The following is a 13782-nucleotide window of genomic DNA, read 5'->3' as shown; positions in this document are numbered from 1 at the left end:
GGGGGTCAGATCGCTTTCTGCGAAAGGGATCTGACCCCGGCACATTCAGCGCGGCACGCTGTCTTCGGCCACCAGCGCATGATGCACGCCGATGCCCGCGCGCACGCCTTCGGCCATGGCCAGGGTGATGTTGCCGACCGTCGTCGCATCGCCTGCGGCGTACACGTTGGGCACCGAGGTCTGCTTCATCATGTCGACCTCGATCAGCACCCCCAGCGGGCTCTCGACCAAGGCGCAGCCAAGCTGCTGCACCAATGGCGTGGCCATCGCCTGGGTGGCCGGTACGAACAGCGCACGCTGGGCGATGCGGCGGCCGTCGGCCAGCTCCACTTCCAGCCAGGTCGGCTGGTCGCCCTGCACGCCCAGCACCGGCGAGGTCTCGATCTGCACGCCGCGCTGCTGCATGGCAGCGCGTTCCTCATCAGTGATGTCCCGTCCCATGCTGAAGAAGGTGACATTGCCCCAGTCGGCAAACAGCGGCGCCTTGCCGGCGGACATCGGATGGCCGCCAAGCAGGCCGATGGCGCCGCCACCCACTTCGTAACCATGGCAGTAGGGGCAGTGCAGCACGGTGCTGCCCCAGCGCTCGGCCAGCCCGGGCAGTTCCGGCAGCTGGTCGGCGATACCGCTGGCCAGCAGCAGCTTGCGCGCGGCCAGCACCTGGCCATCGGCGGTACGTACTTCCACGCCCTCTGCGCTGGTGTTGGCCTGCACGGCCTCGGCATGCACCCAGCGCACCGTGGGGTAGTCCAGCAGCTGCTGGCGCGCGGTCTTCAGCAGCTCGGCGCCGCTGATGCCATCCAGCCCTGGCACGCCGTGCGAATGGCTGGCGAAGCGGTTGCGTGGTGAACCGGCATCGATGACGGTGACCGGCCGCCGGGCACGGGCCAGGATCAGGCCGGCGGCAATGCCGGCGTAGCTGCCGCCGACGATGAGCACATCAGGATTCATGGTGACCTTCCAGGGAACGGTGATGGGCGAGATGGCGTGCGAAGTCGGCGCCGAGCTGGTCCAGCGTGGTCGCCTGCAGGCGCGCCTCCAGCAACCGCTGTGCCTCGCGTGCCCCCTCCAGCAGCGCGCTGTTGACCAGCTGCTGGATCGGGCAGCCGCCGCCGGCGTCGCGGGCGCCGACCTGCACCAGCGGTGGTGCGCCCACGGCCAGATAGATGTCATGCAGGGTGATCGTTGCAGCGTCGCGGGCTAGCTGGCTGCCGCCGCCATGACCGCGGGTGCTGCGCACCAGGCCGGCCTTGTGCAGTTGCGCCAGCAGACGGCGGATCACCACCGGATGGGTCGGCAGGCAGGACGCCAGCTGCCCGGAGGTGCGCGGGCCATCCTGGCCGACCAGATGCGCCATCACGTGCAGGGCGTCAGAGAGCGGGTTCGCGGATTTCATGTAACCACAGTAGTTACATTTATATCCCCTGTCCAGGGTCCGTATTTGTTCCATATGGACACATTTGTCCTATGAAACACTTCCTTCACATCACTAAACGAAACGCTAATGTGATGTTCGTCGCACTTCAGCGGAAGCGTAGCGGGTCGATACCGCATTGCCCCTTCCCGAGAGTGCTTCCCGATGAATGCGTCTGTCCGTGCTCCGCGCCTGCAGTCCAAGCTGCTCGGCGCGGTTTCTGTTGGCTTGGCCGTGGTCCTGCTGTGCGCGCTGGCAGGCCTGGCCTCCGCCTGGTTGAAGTTGTCCACCGAGGTCCCGCCCGAAGTCGCGCACAGCCGCGATGCCGAACGCCTGCAGCGTGAGTTCCGTGGCCAGGTGCAGGAATGGAAGAACGTGCTGCTGCGCGGGCACGACGATGCGCTGCGCCAACGCCACCTGGATGGCTTCGACAGCGAAGGCCGCCTGGTCGGGCAGCTGGCCAAGGGTCTGGCCACCAGCCCGGACCCGCGCACGCGTGAGCTGGCGCAGGCGTTCGTTGGCCTGCACGCGCAGCTGCAGCAGGACTATCACGCGGCGCTGCAGGCATTTGCCGCGGCCGGCTACGATCCCGCGGCCGGCGACAACCTGGTGCGCGGCAAGGATCGCCCGGTGGCGATGGCTCTGGATGCGCTGAGCACGCACGCCACGCAGGTGGCTGAAGCGGCGGTGGCGTCCCGTTCGCAGCAGGCGCGGCAGACCCTGCTGCTGTGCGCGGTGCTGACCGTGCTGGCCGCCGTGCTGCTGCTGATCGGTCTGGCCTGGTGGCTGCGGCGTGCGGTGGTGCAGCCGGTGCTGGCAGTGGAAGCAGCGGCGCGCGCGGTGGCCGCCGGTGACCTGCAGCACGCAGTACAGGTGCGCAGCCGCGACGAGATCGGTCGCCTCGCGCAGGCCATGCAGGCGGTGCAATCCACGCTGCGCAGCGTGCTGGATGCACAGGCCGCGATGGCGCAGGCGCACGAAGCCGGCACCATCAGCCATCGCATGGACGCCGCTGCCTTCCCCGGCGCGTTCGGCGCCATGGTGGCCGACTGCAACGCACTGGTCGATGCGCACATCCGGGTGAAGATGCGCGCGATCTCGATCATGGGCCGCTACGCGGTCGGCGACCTCAGCCAGGACATGGAACGCCTGCCCGGCGAGAAGGCCGTGATCACCGAAGCACTGGACATGGCCAAGCACAACCTCGGCAGGATCAATGGCGAGATCCGCCGCCTGGCCGAAGCTGCCGGCGCGGGAGACTTCAGCCAGCGTGGCGACAGCGCGCGCTTCGAGCATGACTTCCGCGCGATGGTCGATGGCCTGAACCGCCTGATGCAGACCACCGAACTGAACCTCGGCGAAGTCTCGACGATGCTGCGCGCCATCGCCGATGGCCGTCTCGGCGCGCGCATGCACGGTGATTTCCAGGGGGTGTTCGCCCGTATCGCCGGCGATGCCAACACCACCGCCACGCAGCTGGCGACCATCGTCACCGACATCAAGCACGCCTCCGGCAACATCCACACCGCCGCCGCGGAGATCGCCGCCGGCAACAATGACCTGTCGCGCCGCACCGAGCAGCAGGCGGCCAACCTGGAGGAGACGGCGGCATCGATGGAGGAGCTGACCTCCACCGTGCGCCAGAACGCCGAACATGCGCGCCAGGCCAACCAGCTGGCGATCGGCGCCCATACGGTCGCCTCGCACGGTGGCAGCGTGGTCGGCCAGGTGGTGGCGACGATGGGCGCGATCGAGACCTCGTCGCGGCAGATCGCCGAGATCATCAGCGTCATCGATGGCATCGCGTTCCAGACCAACATCCTGGCGCTGAATGCTGCGGTGGAAGCGGCACGCGCCGGCGAACAGGGCCGCGGCTTCGCGGTGGTCGCCAGCGAAGTGCGTACGCTGGCGCAGCGCTCGGCGGCAGCCGCGAAGGAGATCAAGTCACTGATCGAAGCCTCGGTGGAACAGGTTGGCCATGGCGCACAGCGCGTGCGCGAGGCAGGCGACACCATGGACGAGATCGTTGCATCGGTGCAGCGCGTGACCGACATCATGGCCGAGATCTCCGCGGCCTCGCAGGAGCAGAGCGCGGGCATCGAACAGGTCAGCCAGACCGTGATCCAGATGGACGGCACGACCCAGCAGAACGCCGCGCTGGTGGAAGAAGCCAGCGCCGCCGCGCGCAGCCTGGAGCAGCAGGCCAACCGCCTGATCGATGCGGTGGATGTGTTCGACCTGTCGACCACGGCGGCGGCGAAGGGCGGGCTGGCACGCGCGGCTTGATTGATCCGGTTGCCGGCCAGCGGCCGGCACTACCGTCGAGCGCAGACAGGGGGAGTGCCGGCCGCTGGCCGGCAGCGTCCAACGCTGCATGGGTGGCGGCATGAACAGTGCGGACCAACGGTCCGCACCCACCACCACCTGCCGTCGTACACGTCGATGCAATGCACCGTTGCCGGCATGCACACGGCCGCTGGCCTACCCTTTCGTGGATATTCCCGCCTCCCTCCCCCTCTGCTGGAGCCCCCATGACTGTCCCCGCCTTCGGTCTCGGTACCTTCCGCCTGAAAGACCAGACCGTGATCGACTCCGTGCGCAACGCGCTGGCGGTCGGCTACCGCGCCATCGATACCGCGCAGATCTACGGCAACGAAGCCGAGGTCGGCCAGGCCATCGCCGATTCCGGCGTGCCGCGCGACGACATCTACCTGACCACCAAGGTCTGGATCACCGCGTTCAAGCGCGATGCGCTGCTGGCCAGCCTGCGCACCAGCCTGGAAAAGCTGCGAACCGAGTACGTCGACCTGGCGCTGATCCACTGGCCATCGCCGAACGACAAGGTCGACGTGCCGATGGAGGAGTACCTGGCCGCACTGGCTGAAGCCAAGGCGCAGGGCCTGACCCGCGAGATCGGCATCTCCAACTTCACCATCGCGCAGACCCGCAAGGCGATCGGCATCCTCGGCGCCGGTGCCATTGCCACCAACCAGATCGAAATCCACCCCTACCTGCAGAATCGCCTGCTGGTGAAGTTCCTGCAGGACAACGGCATCCACATCACCGCCTACATGAGCCTGGCCTACGGCGAGGTGATCAAGGACCCGGTGATCCAGGCCATTGCCGGACGCCACCAGGCCACGCCGGCGCAGGTCGCGCTGGCCTGGGCGCTGCAGCAGGGTTTCTCGGTCATTCCGTCCTCGACCAAGCGCGAGAACCTGGCGAGCAACCTGGAAGCGGCAGCGATCCGCCTGACCGACGAAGACATGGCACAGATCGCCAAGCTCGACCGCGGCCATCGCCTGGCCAACCCGGAAGGCATCGCCCCGGCCTGGGATTGATTCCAACGACGGCGCGCGACTGCTCTGGTAGACGCCGACCTTGGTCGGCGCAGACGTCTGATCGATCGATGAAACACCGTGCCGACCAAGGTCGGCACCTGCCGGACGGTCAGCGCTCGGCAACACCGCGCAACATATCCAGCACGTCGTGGATGTCCAGTGGCTTGCATAGAAAACCGGCAGCTCCCAGCGCGCGGGCTCTTTCAATCACCTGTACCCGCGTATCCGCGCTCATTACAAGAACCGGTGGCGCGCCGGGGTCCCTGGCTAGCGACTCCAGCACCTCCCATCCGCTGCAGCCGGGCATGTGCAGATCCAGCAGCACCACATCAGGCTCGACTGTCGCGATTACTGCGCGCGCGTCGTGACCATCGTGGCGGGAGCTGAGGCGATGACCGGCGCTCTGCAGCAGGCGCTCTACCACGTCACGGTTGGTTTCCACGTCCTCGAACAGCAGGCAGTGCAGCGGTCGCACCGACGCTGCGTGTGACTGAAGAAGTTCTTCAAGGGAAGGAAGAGGGTCCACCTCCGTGGTTGAGGCCACCGTGAAGCGCCACGCGAATGAGGCACCGCCTGCTTCATTGCGGCTCACGCTGATCGTCCCACCCATGGCATCGGAAATCAGCCGCACGATGTACAGCCCCAGCCCGACACCCTGCTCGCAGCGAGCCTCACCTTGGCTGAGCTGTACGAACGGCGAGAAGATCATCTCCAGGTCCGCGGCTTCGATCCCCGTGCCGGAATCGCAGACCTCGATCTGAACCTGCCAGTCGTCACCCGATCGGACCGCAACGATGGATACCGACACCTCGCCCGCCATCGGGGTGAACTTGATGGCATTGCAGACAAGATTGGTCACCACCTGTTCGATACGGCCGCCGTCTGCCAGCATCCAGACATCGGGCTCACTCCCATCCAGCTGCAGAAGTACGCCCTTGTCGGCGGCAGCCGGCATGCAGGTCGCCTGCACGCTTTCAATGATCGACCGCAGCGAACAAGGATGAAGCCGCAACTGCAGCCGGCCACCATCGATGCTGGCTGCGTCCAGTACATCATCGATGCGGTGCCTGAGCGCCTGCGCCTGCGTTGCGACCGTCGCCAGTGCATGCCGTTGGGCCGTACTTGCCGTCCCCACTTCCAGCAGCTGGATCCCACTGATGATGGCGTTCAGCGGCGTCCGCAGCTCGTGGCTCATCGTACTGACGAATCGGCCCTGCGCCTCACGCGAAGCAATGGCACGCAGCGCTATGTCACGCATCGCGGCTACCAGCAACGCCGCTACCAGCGGCAACAGGATCGTCAATGCCAGCGCGTAGGCGAGGTAGGCGGGCCGAGAGACCCAGTAGCCTTCAGGCGCGGCCCACAGCAATGCCAGCGCAGTCGATGCAATCGCGGGAGCAATTGCCCTGCGGCCATACACCGCGGTCGCGGAGATCACGAGGAAAGGCAGGGCTGCATTGAGCGTCATCAGCAGGATGAACGCCGCGTCCACCTGGATCGCAACCATTGCCAGGCTGAGCAGAAGGCCTACCCCATCGCACCAGCGGTGGCAGCGCTCCATGCAGAGCCTTGCAACAAGTGCCCATGTCCCGGATACCGCGAGCAGGGCAACGGCCACCGGCAGCACGCGGGCCGCCTCATTGGCCAGAACCGGCTGCGGGCCATCCACCCACTGCCAGCACCACAGCACCACCAGTACCTGCAGCAGGACCCGGAACCCGCTGGCGCGTGGCTCCTGAAGGCACGACAGAAGCCAGGCCAGGCGGTGCATCTCCAGCGCACGGGCTGCCTGCAGCAATGCTGCCGGTGCGGAAGCCTGCGAGCACACACAGGGCTGGTGCACGTCAGCCTCCTTCCATCCGGAAATGCGTCGTCGCACGATGCAGAAGACGCTGCGCGGACAGTGCCAACGCGCATGCCCGCCGCCGCACAGCGTACGCTTCTGTACCCGAGCGGAGACAGTCACTCAATGCGTCGCAGGCCAGCGTTACCTCGGCGCTGCCCAACGCCGAGGTCACGCTCTTCAAGGCATGCAGACGCGCCAGCTCCTGCTCCAAGCCACCGAAGCATTCGTCCTTCGCCTTGCTCATCCACTGCGATATCGCCGCGTCCAACGCTGCGGTGAATGAAGGCAGCTGGTGGGGCGACGTTGCCGCAATGAGACCTAGCATCGAGCGTTCCCCAAGCTCAGGCCGGTCCATGGCGTGTGGACCTGCGTTCAGCCCAAACCGGGACTTCAAGCTTTGCATCGCCTTCCTCCATCTGTCGCATTCAACACCTGAACGGATGTATTCCAGCGTCCTGTTACGCCTGACTGGAGACCTCAGGCGTCAGCATGCAGGACCCGCGAGCTATTGCATCCGCTGATGGATCTGTACGAAGAACTACGGAAAGCAGCCACCCAGCAGATGCCCTGCAGCCACCGCGAGCATGATTCCGCCTACGATGGCAGCACATCGGGCCGGGAGTGACAGTCGCTTCAGATCCATGGCATCCAGCATGTAGGCAACGAATGCGCTACGCCATCGGAATTCTTTCAAACTTTCCTCATGGACCACCATGCTGACACTGACACTTCTCCTGCTGCTTTCATGCAGCGTGCTGGTCTGGAAACGCCGTCTGCACAGTGCTGCGTTTCTGGCGACGCTTCCGCTGGCCATGGCAGCCAGTGCCAGCGCCCCGGTCACGCAATGGTTGCTGGATCGCGCGCAGGGCACCCCTTCTGTCACTGAACATGCGCACCATCCACGTACTGTGATCGTAGTGCTGGGTGCCGGCATCTACCACGATGCCCAGGGCTCCAGGCCCGGGCTGGCCGGTTACAGCCGCCTGATGAGGGCAGCACAGCGTTACCACGAATGCGATCGCACGCGGGAGGTCTGTACGGTGCTTGCCAGCGGAGGCGTCACTGCCAAGGGCGATGTCGCTGAGGCCGATGTCTACGCACGCGAACTGATTGCGCTGGGCGTGCCCACCGAGAGGATTGTCCGCGAGCGTGCCAGCAGGAACACCTGGCAGAACGCCCGAAACAGCAGTGCGATCATCGGGCGCAACAGCCCGCGGGTGGTGCTGGTGACCTCGGGCCTGCATCTCACGCGGAGCCTGATCTACTTCCGACACTTCGGCGTCGTGGCCGAGGGCCTGCCCAGCGACCGCCTCCGTGCCACCCCGGGGTGGCTGCCCTCCACATTCAATCTATTGCTGGTCGAAGTGATGTTGCATGAGCGTATCGGCGTTCTGCGCTACCACCTCTACAACCGGATGGGCTGGAACGACGCCCCCATCGAGCCGGTCAGTGTCGCGCCTGCAGCAACCACCCACGCATCGCCGCACTGACCTCGTCCGGTTTCTCCATCGGTGCCAGGTGCCCGCAGTCAGGCACCACCACCAGCTGCGAGTGCGGCACCATCGCGTGCATTTCCTCGCTCACCGCCAGCGGCGTGATGCGATCGTTCGCGCCGCACACGATCAGCAGCGGATCGCGGTAACCGGCCAGCACATCATGGCCATCGCGGCGTTCCAGCGCGCTCTGGCGCAGGAACACGTCCGCGCCCAGGCGGGCGGTCATGTCGCGCACGCGCTGCACCAGCACGTAGTCATCCAGCCGCGACGCATCGATGTAGCTGCGCATCAGCACATCGCCGAAGCCGTGGAACTTCCCCGGCAGGCGCACGCTGGCGCGTTGGCTGCGGCGCTGCTCGGCACGTTCCGGTGAATCGGCGTGGATCGAGGTATCGATCAGCGCCAGCTGCAGCACGCGCTCCGGCGCAATGCGCAGGATCTGCTGGGCGACGAAGCCGCCCAATGAGAAACCGGCCAGCGCAAAGCGCTCCGGTGCCTGTGCGAGCACGTCCTCGGCCACCGCCTGCAGGGTCTCGCCACGGGTCTGGTCGCCTACTGTGCAGTCGGCGATGTCGGCCAGGTCGGCCAGCTGCGCGCGCCACAGCTCGGCATCGTTGAGCAGGCCGGGCAGCAGCAGCAGGGGAATACGGTCGGTCATGGGGGTATTGTCGCGCCAGCACGGTGACGGAACCATGCCGCAACAGGCGGTTGCGTTGTAGAGTCGCGCCATGCTCGACTACTGCACAGCCCGTCGAGCATGGCTCGACTCTACAGAAGGCGGCGATACGGACGCGACCATGGCAGACCCCTACAACAGCGGCACCCCCACCCCACCCGCGCTCCGCTTCGATGATGCGCTGGTCACCACCGCCTTCGAGCTGCCTGGGCACCGCGTCGTGCGCAACCTCGGTGTGGTGCGCGGCATCACCGTGCGCTCGCGCTCGATCGTCGGCAACTTCCTCGGCGGTATCCAGACGCTCTTCGGTGGCAACATCACCATCTATACCGAACTGTGCGAACAGGCCCGCGAGGAAACCTACCGCGACATGGTCAAGCATGCGCGGCAGCTGGGTGCCAACGCGATCATCGGCATGCGCTACGACGCCACCGATGTGATGACCGGGCTGACCGAAGTGCTGTGCTATGGCACGGCGGTGGTGGTGGAGCCGATGCGTTGAAGCTGTAGAGCCGAGCCCATGCCCGGCTCAGGCGTGCCCGTGTGATGCAAGGCAGCCGAGCGTAGGCTCGGCTCTACAGGAATCAGGCCACCGGCGGGACGTCGGGCACCTCGACCTGCTGCACCGGCAGGGTCACCATCATCACCGTCGGGTCGTCCGGGTCCAGCTTCGTCTTGAAGCCCAGGCTCTGGCACATCGCCAGCATGGTGCTGTTCTCGCGCAGCACCTGGCCTTCGACCACGTCCAGGCCCAGCCACTTGGCGTACTCGATCATGATCGCCATCAGCCGCCAGCCGATGCCGTGGCCCTTCAGGTCCGAGCGGATCAGGATGCCGTACTCGCCACGGTGGTAATCCGCATCGGCATGCAGGCGCACCGCGCCCAGCATCTCGCCGCTGCGCGGTTCGATCGCCACCAGCGCAATCGAGCGCGCGTAGTCGAGCTGGGTCAGGCGCGCGATGAACTCGTGGCTGAAGTGCTTCACCGACTGGAAGAAGCGCAGGCGCAGGTCCTCGTCGCTGACGCGGGCGAAGAACGCACGGAACAGCGCGTCGTCCTCCGGCCGCACCGGGCGCACGAAGGCGCGGCCGCCATCGGACAGTTCGATGGTGCGCTCCCACTCCTTCGGGTACGGGAACACCGAGAAACGTGGATGGCCGCGGCCCTTGTGCAGGATGCGCGACGGCGCCACCGCCACGCGGGCGTCGAGGGCGAGGATGCCCTTGCCGTCGACCAGCAACGGGTTGATGTCCAGCGTACGCACTTCGGGAATGTCGGCGGCCAGTTGTGCAAGCTTCACCAGCGCCAGCGCCAGTGCGCGCTCGTCAGCCGCCGGCACGTCACCGTAGGCCTTGAGGATGCGCGAGGCGCGGGTCTGGCCAATCAGCTCGTGGGCCAGGCGCAAGTCCAGCGGCGGCAGCGCCAGTGCCTTGTCGTTGATCACTTCGACGGCAGTGCCGCCGCGACCGACCACGATCACCGGGCCGAACGTCGCGTCATCGGCGATGCCGACAATCAACTCGCGCGCCTTCGGACGCACGATGGTCGGCTGCACCAGCAGGCCATCGACACGCGCATCCGGCCGCAGCTGGCGTGCGCGCGACAGGATCGCGTTGGCCGCGCTCTGCACCGCCGGCAGCGTGGACAGGTTCAGGCGCACACCATCCACTTCCGACTTGTGCGGAATATCCGGCGAGAGAATCTTCAGCGCGACCGTGGCACCGCGTTCCAGCAGCGGCTGCGCCAGGTCCATCGCCTCGTGCGCATCACGCGCATGCATCACCGGCGCGGAGGGAATGCCGTAGGCCTTGAGCAGTTCATGCGTAGCCAGCGGGTCCAGCCACTGCTGGCCGTTGGCCAGCGCGGCATCGACCAGTGCGCGCGCGGCGGCCGTGTCGACGCTGAAGTCCTGCGGCAGGCTGGGCGGCGTTTCCATCAACGCGTTCTGCGCTTCGCGGTAGCGCACCAGATGCTGGAAGCCACGTACGGCTTCGGCCTCGGTCGGATAGGTCGGCACCCGCGCCGCGTTGAGCGTGGCGGTGGCCTGGTCGTCGTTGCCCAGCCACACCGCGAACACCGGCTTGTCGCGGTGGTGGCGCGGGCGCAGGCCGAGCGTGCGGGTGAGTGCCTGCGCGGCGTCCGCCGATGAGGTGAACGCGGTCGGCACGTTGACCACCATCACCGCGTCATTCTCGTTGTCGGCCAGCAGCGCTTCGATGGCCGCGGCATAGCGGTCACCATCGGCGTCGACCACGATGTCGACCGGATTGCTGCGCGACCAGCCCTGTGGCAATGCCGCATCGAGCTTCTGCACCGTGCTGTCGGACAGGGTGGCCAGCGTGCCACGCAGCGCGATCAGCTGGTCCACGGCAAGGCGGCCGACGCCGCCACCATTGCTGAGAATGGCCAGGCGGCGGCCAGGGAAGGTGCCCAGGCGCCCCAGTGATTCGGCGGCGGTGAACAGCTCGTCCAGCGCACCGACGCGCAGCAGGCCGGCGCGGTTGAAGGCCGCACCGTACACATCATCGGCGCGGGCCAGGGCCTGCACATGGGTATCGCGGCTGCCCGGCTGCACGCGCTCGGCGCGGCCGGACTTCACCACCACCACCGGCTTGGCGCGGGCGGCGGCACGCGCGGCCGACATGAACTTGCGCGCGTCCTTGATCTGCTCGACGTAGAGCAGGATGGCGCGGGTACGGTAGTCGGTGGCGAAGTAGTCGAGCAGGTCGCCGAAGTCGACGTCCATCGTATCGCCCAGCGAGACCACGGCGGAGAACCCGACCGAGCGCGCCACGCCCCATTCCACCAGCGCGGCGGCAATGGCCGAGGATTCGGAGACCAGCGCGAGGTCGCCCGCCTGCGGAAAATGTGCGGCGATGCTGGCATTGAGCCGCGCGTGCGGCGCGATCACGCCCAGGCAATGCGGCCCGAGGATGCGCAGGCCATGCTTGCGCGCCACCGCCTCTACCTGTGCAGACAACGAACCGGGGCCTTCGCCCAGGTGCGCGGTGAGGATGATCGCCGCCTGCACGCCACGTTCGGCGGCAGTGCGCACCACCTGCGGCACGATCGCCGCTGGTGCGGTGATCACCACCAGGTCCGGCACCCAGTCCAGGTCCTTCAGCCGCTTGACCGTGCGGATGCCATCGATCTCGGCATGCCGCGGATTGATCCACGCCACCTTGCCGGGGAAGCCGGTGCCACGCAGGTTGCGCATCACCGCGCGCCCGGCCGAACGCTCGCGCGGGCTGCCGCCGATCACCGCGACCGACTGCGGACGGAACACGGACTGCAGGTGGTAGGTACTCATGCGCCTACGGTACCCAAATTCCGTGGCGATGGGGTCGGAGGCGGGGTCGGCCCCCTTTTCGCAGGAAAGGGCTCTGATCCCCTGCTGCGGATATCCGGGGTCAGAGCCCTTCGCTGCGCGAAGGGATCCGACCCCGGCGTGCACGTTTTGTTACAGCAGCGTGCCGTGCAGGATCATCGCGGCGATGCTGAAGTAGATCACCAGGCCGGTCACATCCACCAGGGTGGCCACGAACGGGGCCGAGGCGCTGGCCGGGTCGAAGCCGAGCCGCTTCAGGATGAAGGGCAGCATCGAGCCGGACAGCGAACCGAAGGTGACGATGCCCACCAGCGCGGCGCCGATGGTGATCGCCAGCAGGATCCAGTGCTCGCCGTAGTCGTGCAGGCCGCCCAGCTGCCAGATCACGATGCGCACGATGGCCAGGCAGCCGAGGATGGCGCCCAGCACCATGCCGGTCGGCACTTCGCGCAGGGCCACCTTCCACCAGTCGCGCAGGCGCAGTTCGCGCAGTGCCAGGCTGCGGATCAGCAGCGAGGTGGCCTGCGAGCCGGAATTGCCACCCGAACTCATGATCAATGGGATGAACAGGGTCAGCACCACTGCGCGCGCCAGTTCGTCCTCGTAGTGCTGCATCGCGCTGGCCGTCAGCATCTCGCCCAGGAACAGCACGCTCAGCCAGCCGGCGCGCTTGCGCAGCATCTCGAAGAAGCCGATCTGCATGTACGGCTTGTCCAGCGCTTCCATGCCGCCGAACTTGTGCGCGTCCTCGGTGGATTCCTCGATCAGCGCATCGAGCACGTCGTCCACGGTGACGATGCCGAGCATCTGCTGCTGCGCGTCGACCACCGGAATCGCCAGCAGGTCGTGGCGGCGGATCAGCCGTGCCACCTCTTCCTGGTCCATCAGCGCATCCACTGTTACCGGCGGATTGACCTGGGCCACGTCCAGGATCGATTCCTCGGGCAGGCCGGTGATCAGCCGGCGCATGGTCACCACCTGCTGCAGCTGCTGGCTGGCCGGCTCCAGCACGTAGATCGCGTACACCGTCTCGCGGGTGCGCTCGACCTGGCGGATGTGCTGCAGGGTCTGCGCCACGGTCCAGCTGGCGGGCACCGCCACGTACTCGGTGGTCATCAGCGCGCCGGCGGTGTTCGGCGGGTAGCTGAGCAGCTTCTGGATGACCTGGCGGGCGTCGGTGCCCAGCAGCGGGATCAACCGCGCGCGCTCTTCCTCATCCAGCTCGTGGACGATGTCGGTGGCGCGGTCGTCGGCCATCAGGCCCAGCAGCGCCGCAGCCCGCGCGGGTGGCAGTGCGGCCACCAGCTCACCGCTGCGGTGCAGCTCTGGCGCTTCGAGCATCTTCACTGCACGCGGCAACGGCAGCGCAGCCAGCGTTTCCGCGGCGCGGGTCAGGTCCAGCGTGTTGAGGAATTCCACCGCGTCGGCGGTGTTGTAGTTCGCCAGCGGTGCGGCCAGTGCGGCGGCATCGGCCACCGGGCGCAGCAATTGCTTCTGGTTCATCGGTTTTGCCTTGTGGGGATGCGACCTCGCGCAACGCCAACGCAGGCAAACCGTCCCGGTGTCAGGCGGTGGCCATCGCTGGCGTCGAACGAGGTCGACTTCTACTGTCGCTGGACATGGGTTGGGGACTCCGGGATGCGTATGCCAACGGACGCGCCGCCAGCGGCGGGCAGTCTG

Annotated in this window: 11 protein-coding genes; 4 read left to right on the top strand and 7 right to left on the bottom strand. The window is 66.9% G+C overall.

Features of this window, described 5'->3' with window-relative positions; genetic code table 11:
- Positions 1-45: 45 nt before the first annotated feature.
- Positions 46-951, bottom strand: coding sequence for an NAD(P)/FAD-dependent oxidoreductase (locus AC5P98_RS19460; RefSeq protein WP_049406697.1), 906 nt, complete (start codon positions 949-951; stop codon positions 46-48).
- Positions 941-1396, bottom strand: coding sequence for an Rrf2 family transcriptional regulator (locus AC5P98_RS19455; protein ID WP_032961489.1), 456 nt, complete (start codon positions 1394-1396; stop codon positions 941-943). The genes AC5P98_RS19460 and AC5P98_RS19455 overlap by 11 nt, the downstream gene beginning before the upstream one ends.
- A 183-nt stretch (positions 1397-1579) precedes the next feature.
- On the opposite strand from AC5P98_RS19455, the gene AC5P98_RS19450 reads away from it, so the two are divergent.
- Together AC5P98_RS19450 and dkgB are read left to right on the top strand one after the other, a co-directional pair.
- Positions 1580-3700 carry a methyl-accepting chemotaxis protein gene (locus tag AC5P98_RS19450; RefSeq protein WP_495230167.1) on the top strand — a complete coding sequence of 707 codons (2121 nt, stop codon included), beginning with the start codon at positions 1580-1582 and terminating at the stop codon, positions 3698-3700.
- A gap of 245 nt (positions 3701-3945) precedes the next feature.
- The gene (gene dkgB, locus AC5P98_RS19445; RefSeq protein ID WP_014648825.1) at positions 3946-4755 is read left to right on the top strand and encodes a 2,5-didehydrogluconate reductase DkgB; all 810 of its coding nucleotides are present in this window, start codon (positions 3946-3948) and stop codon (positions 4753-4755) included.
- A 109-nt stretch (positions 4756-4864) separates the two neighbouring features.
- Here dkgB and AC5P98_RS19440 read toward each other — a convergent pair whose 3' ends face one another.
- Both AC5P98_RS19440 and AC5P98_RS19435 read right to left on the bottom strand, forming a co-directional pair.
- Positions 4865-6598 carry an ATP-binding response regulator gene (locus AC5P98_RS19440; RefSeq protein WP_495230165.1) on the bottom strand — a complete coding sequence of 578 codons (1734 nt, stop codon included), beginning with the start codon at positions 6596-6598 and terminating at the stop codon, positions 4865-4867.
- Between the two features lies 1 nt (position 6599).
- On the bottom strand, positions 6600-7004 hold the full coding sequence (locus tag AC5P98_RS19435; RefSeq protein ID WP_049406825.1) for a hypothetical protein: 405 nt from the start codon (positions 7002-7004) through the stop codon (positions 6600-6602).
- A gap of 310 nt (positions 7005-7314) precedes the next feature.
- Here AC5P98_RS19435 and AC5P98_RS19430 point away from each other — a divergent pair, with 310 nt between their 5' ends.
- The gene (locus AC5P98_RS19430) at positions 7315-8091 is read left to right on the top strand and encodes a YdcF family protein (protein ID WP_049406819.1); all 777 of its coding nucleotides are present in this window, start codon (positions 7315-7317) and stop codon (positions 8089-8091) included.
- On the opposite strand, the gene AC5P98_RS19425 is transcribed toward AC5P98_RS19430, so the two are convergent.
- Positions 8048-8755: an alpha/beta fold hydrolase gene (locus AC5P98_RS19425; protein ID WP_046433177.1), complete on the bottom strand. Its 708-nt coding sequence runs from the start codon at positions 8753-8755 to the stop codon at positions 8048-8050. The two genes, AC5P98_RS19430 and AC5P98_RS19425, sit on opposite strands and share 44 nt — an antisense overlap.
- A 139-nt stretch (positions 8756-8894) precedes the next feature.
- Here AC5P98_RS19425 and AC5P98_RS19420 point away from each other — a divergent pair, with 139 nt between their 5' ends.
- Complete coding sequence (locus AC5P98_RS19420; protein WP_014648827.1) at positions 8895-9275, top strand: YbjQ family protein; 381 nt, start codon at positions 8895-8897, stop codon at positions 9273-9275.
- A gap of 82 nt (positions 9276-9357) precedes the next feature.
- Here the strand turns inward: AC5P98_RS19420 and AC5P98_RS19415 are convergent, their stop codons facing one another.
- Both AC5P98_RS19415 and mgtE read right to left on the bottom strand, forming a co-directional pair.
- Entirely contained in the window at positions 9358-12084 is a 2727-nt protein-coding gene (locus tag AC5P98_RS19415) for a bifunctional acetate--CoA ligase family protein/GNAT family N-acetyltransferase (protein WP_049406816.1), read from the bottom strand.
- Between the two features lie 150 nt (positions 12085-12234).
- A complete protein-coding gene (gene mgtE, locus AC5P98_RS19410) occupies positions 12235-13605 on the bottom strand; it encodes a magnesium transporter (RefSeq protein ID WP_014648829.1) in 1371 nt (456 codons plus the stop codon).
- Between the last annotated feature and the right edge of the window lie 177 nt (positions 13606-13782).

Source organism: Stenotrophomonas sp. YJH_SMC_135, from assembly GCF_059372355.1.
The sequence above is the reverse complement of the archived record's forward strand: the minus strand, read 5'-3'. Positions and strand labels throughout refer to the sequence as shown.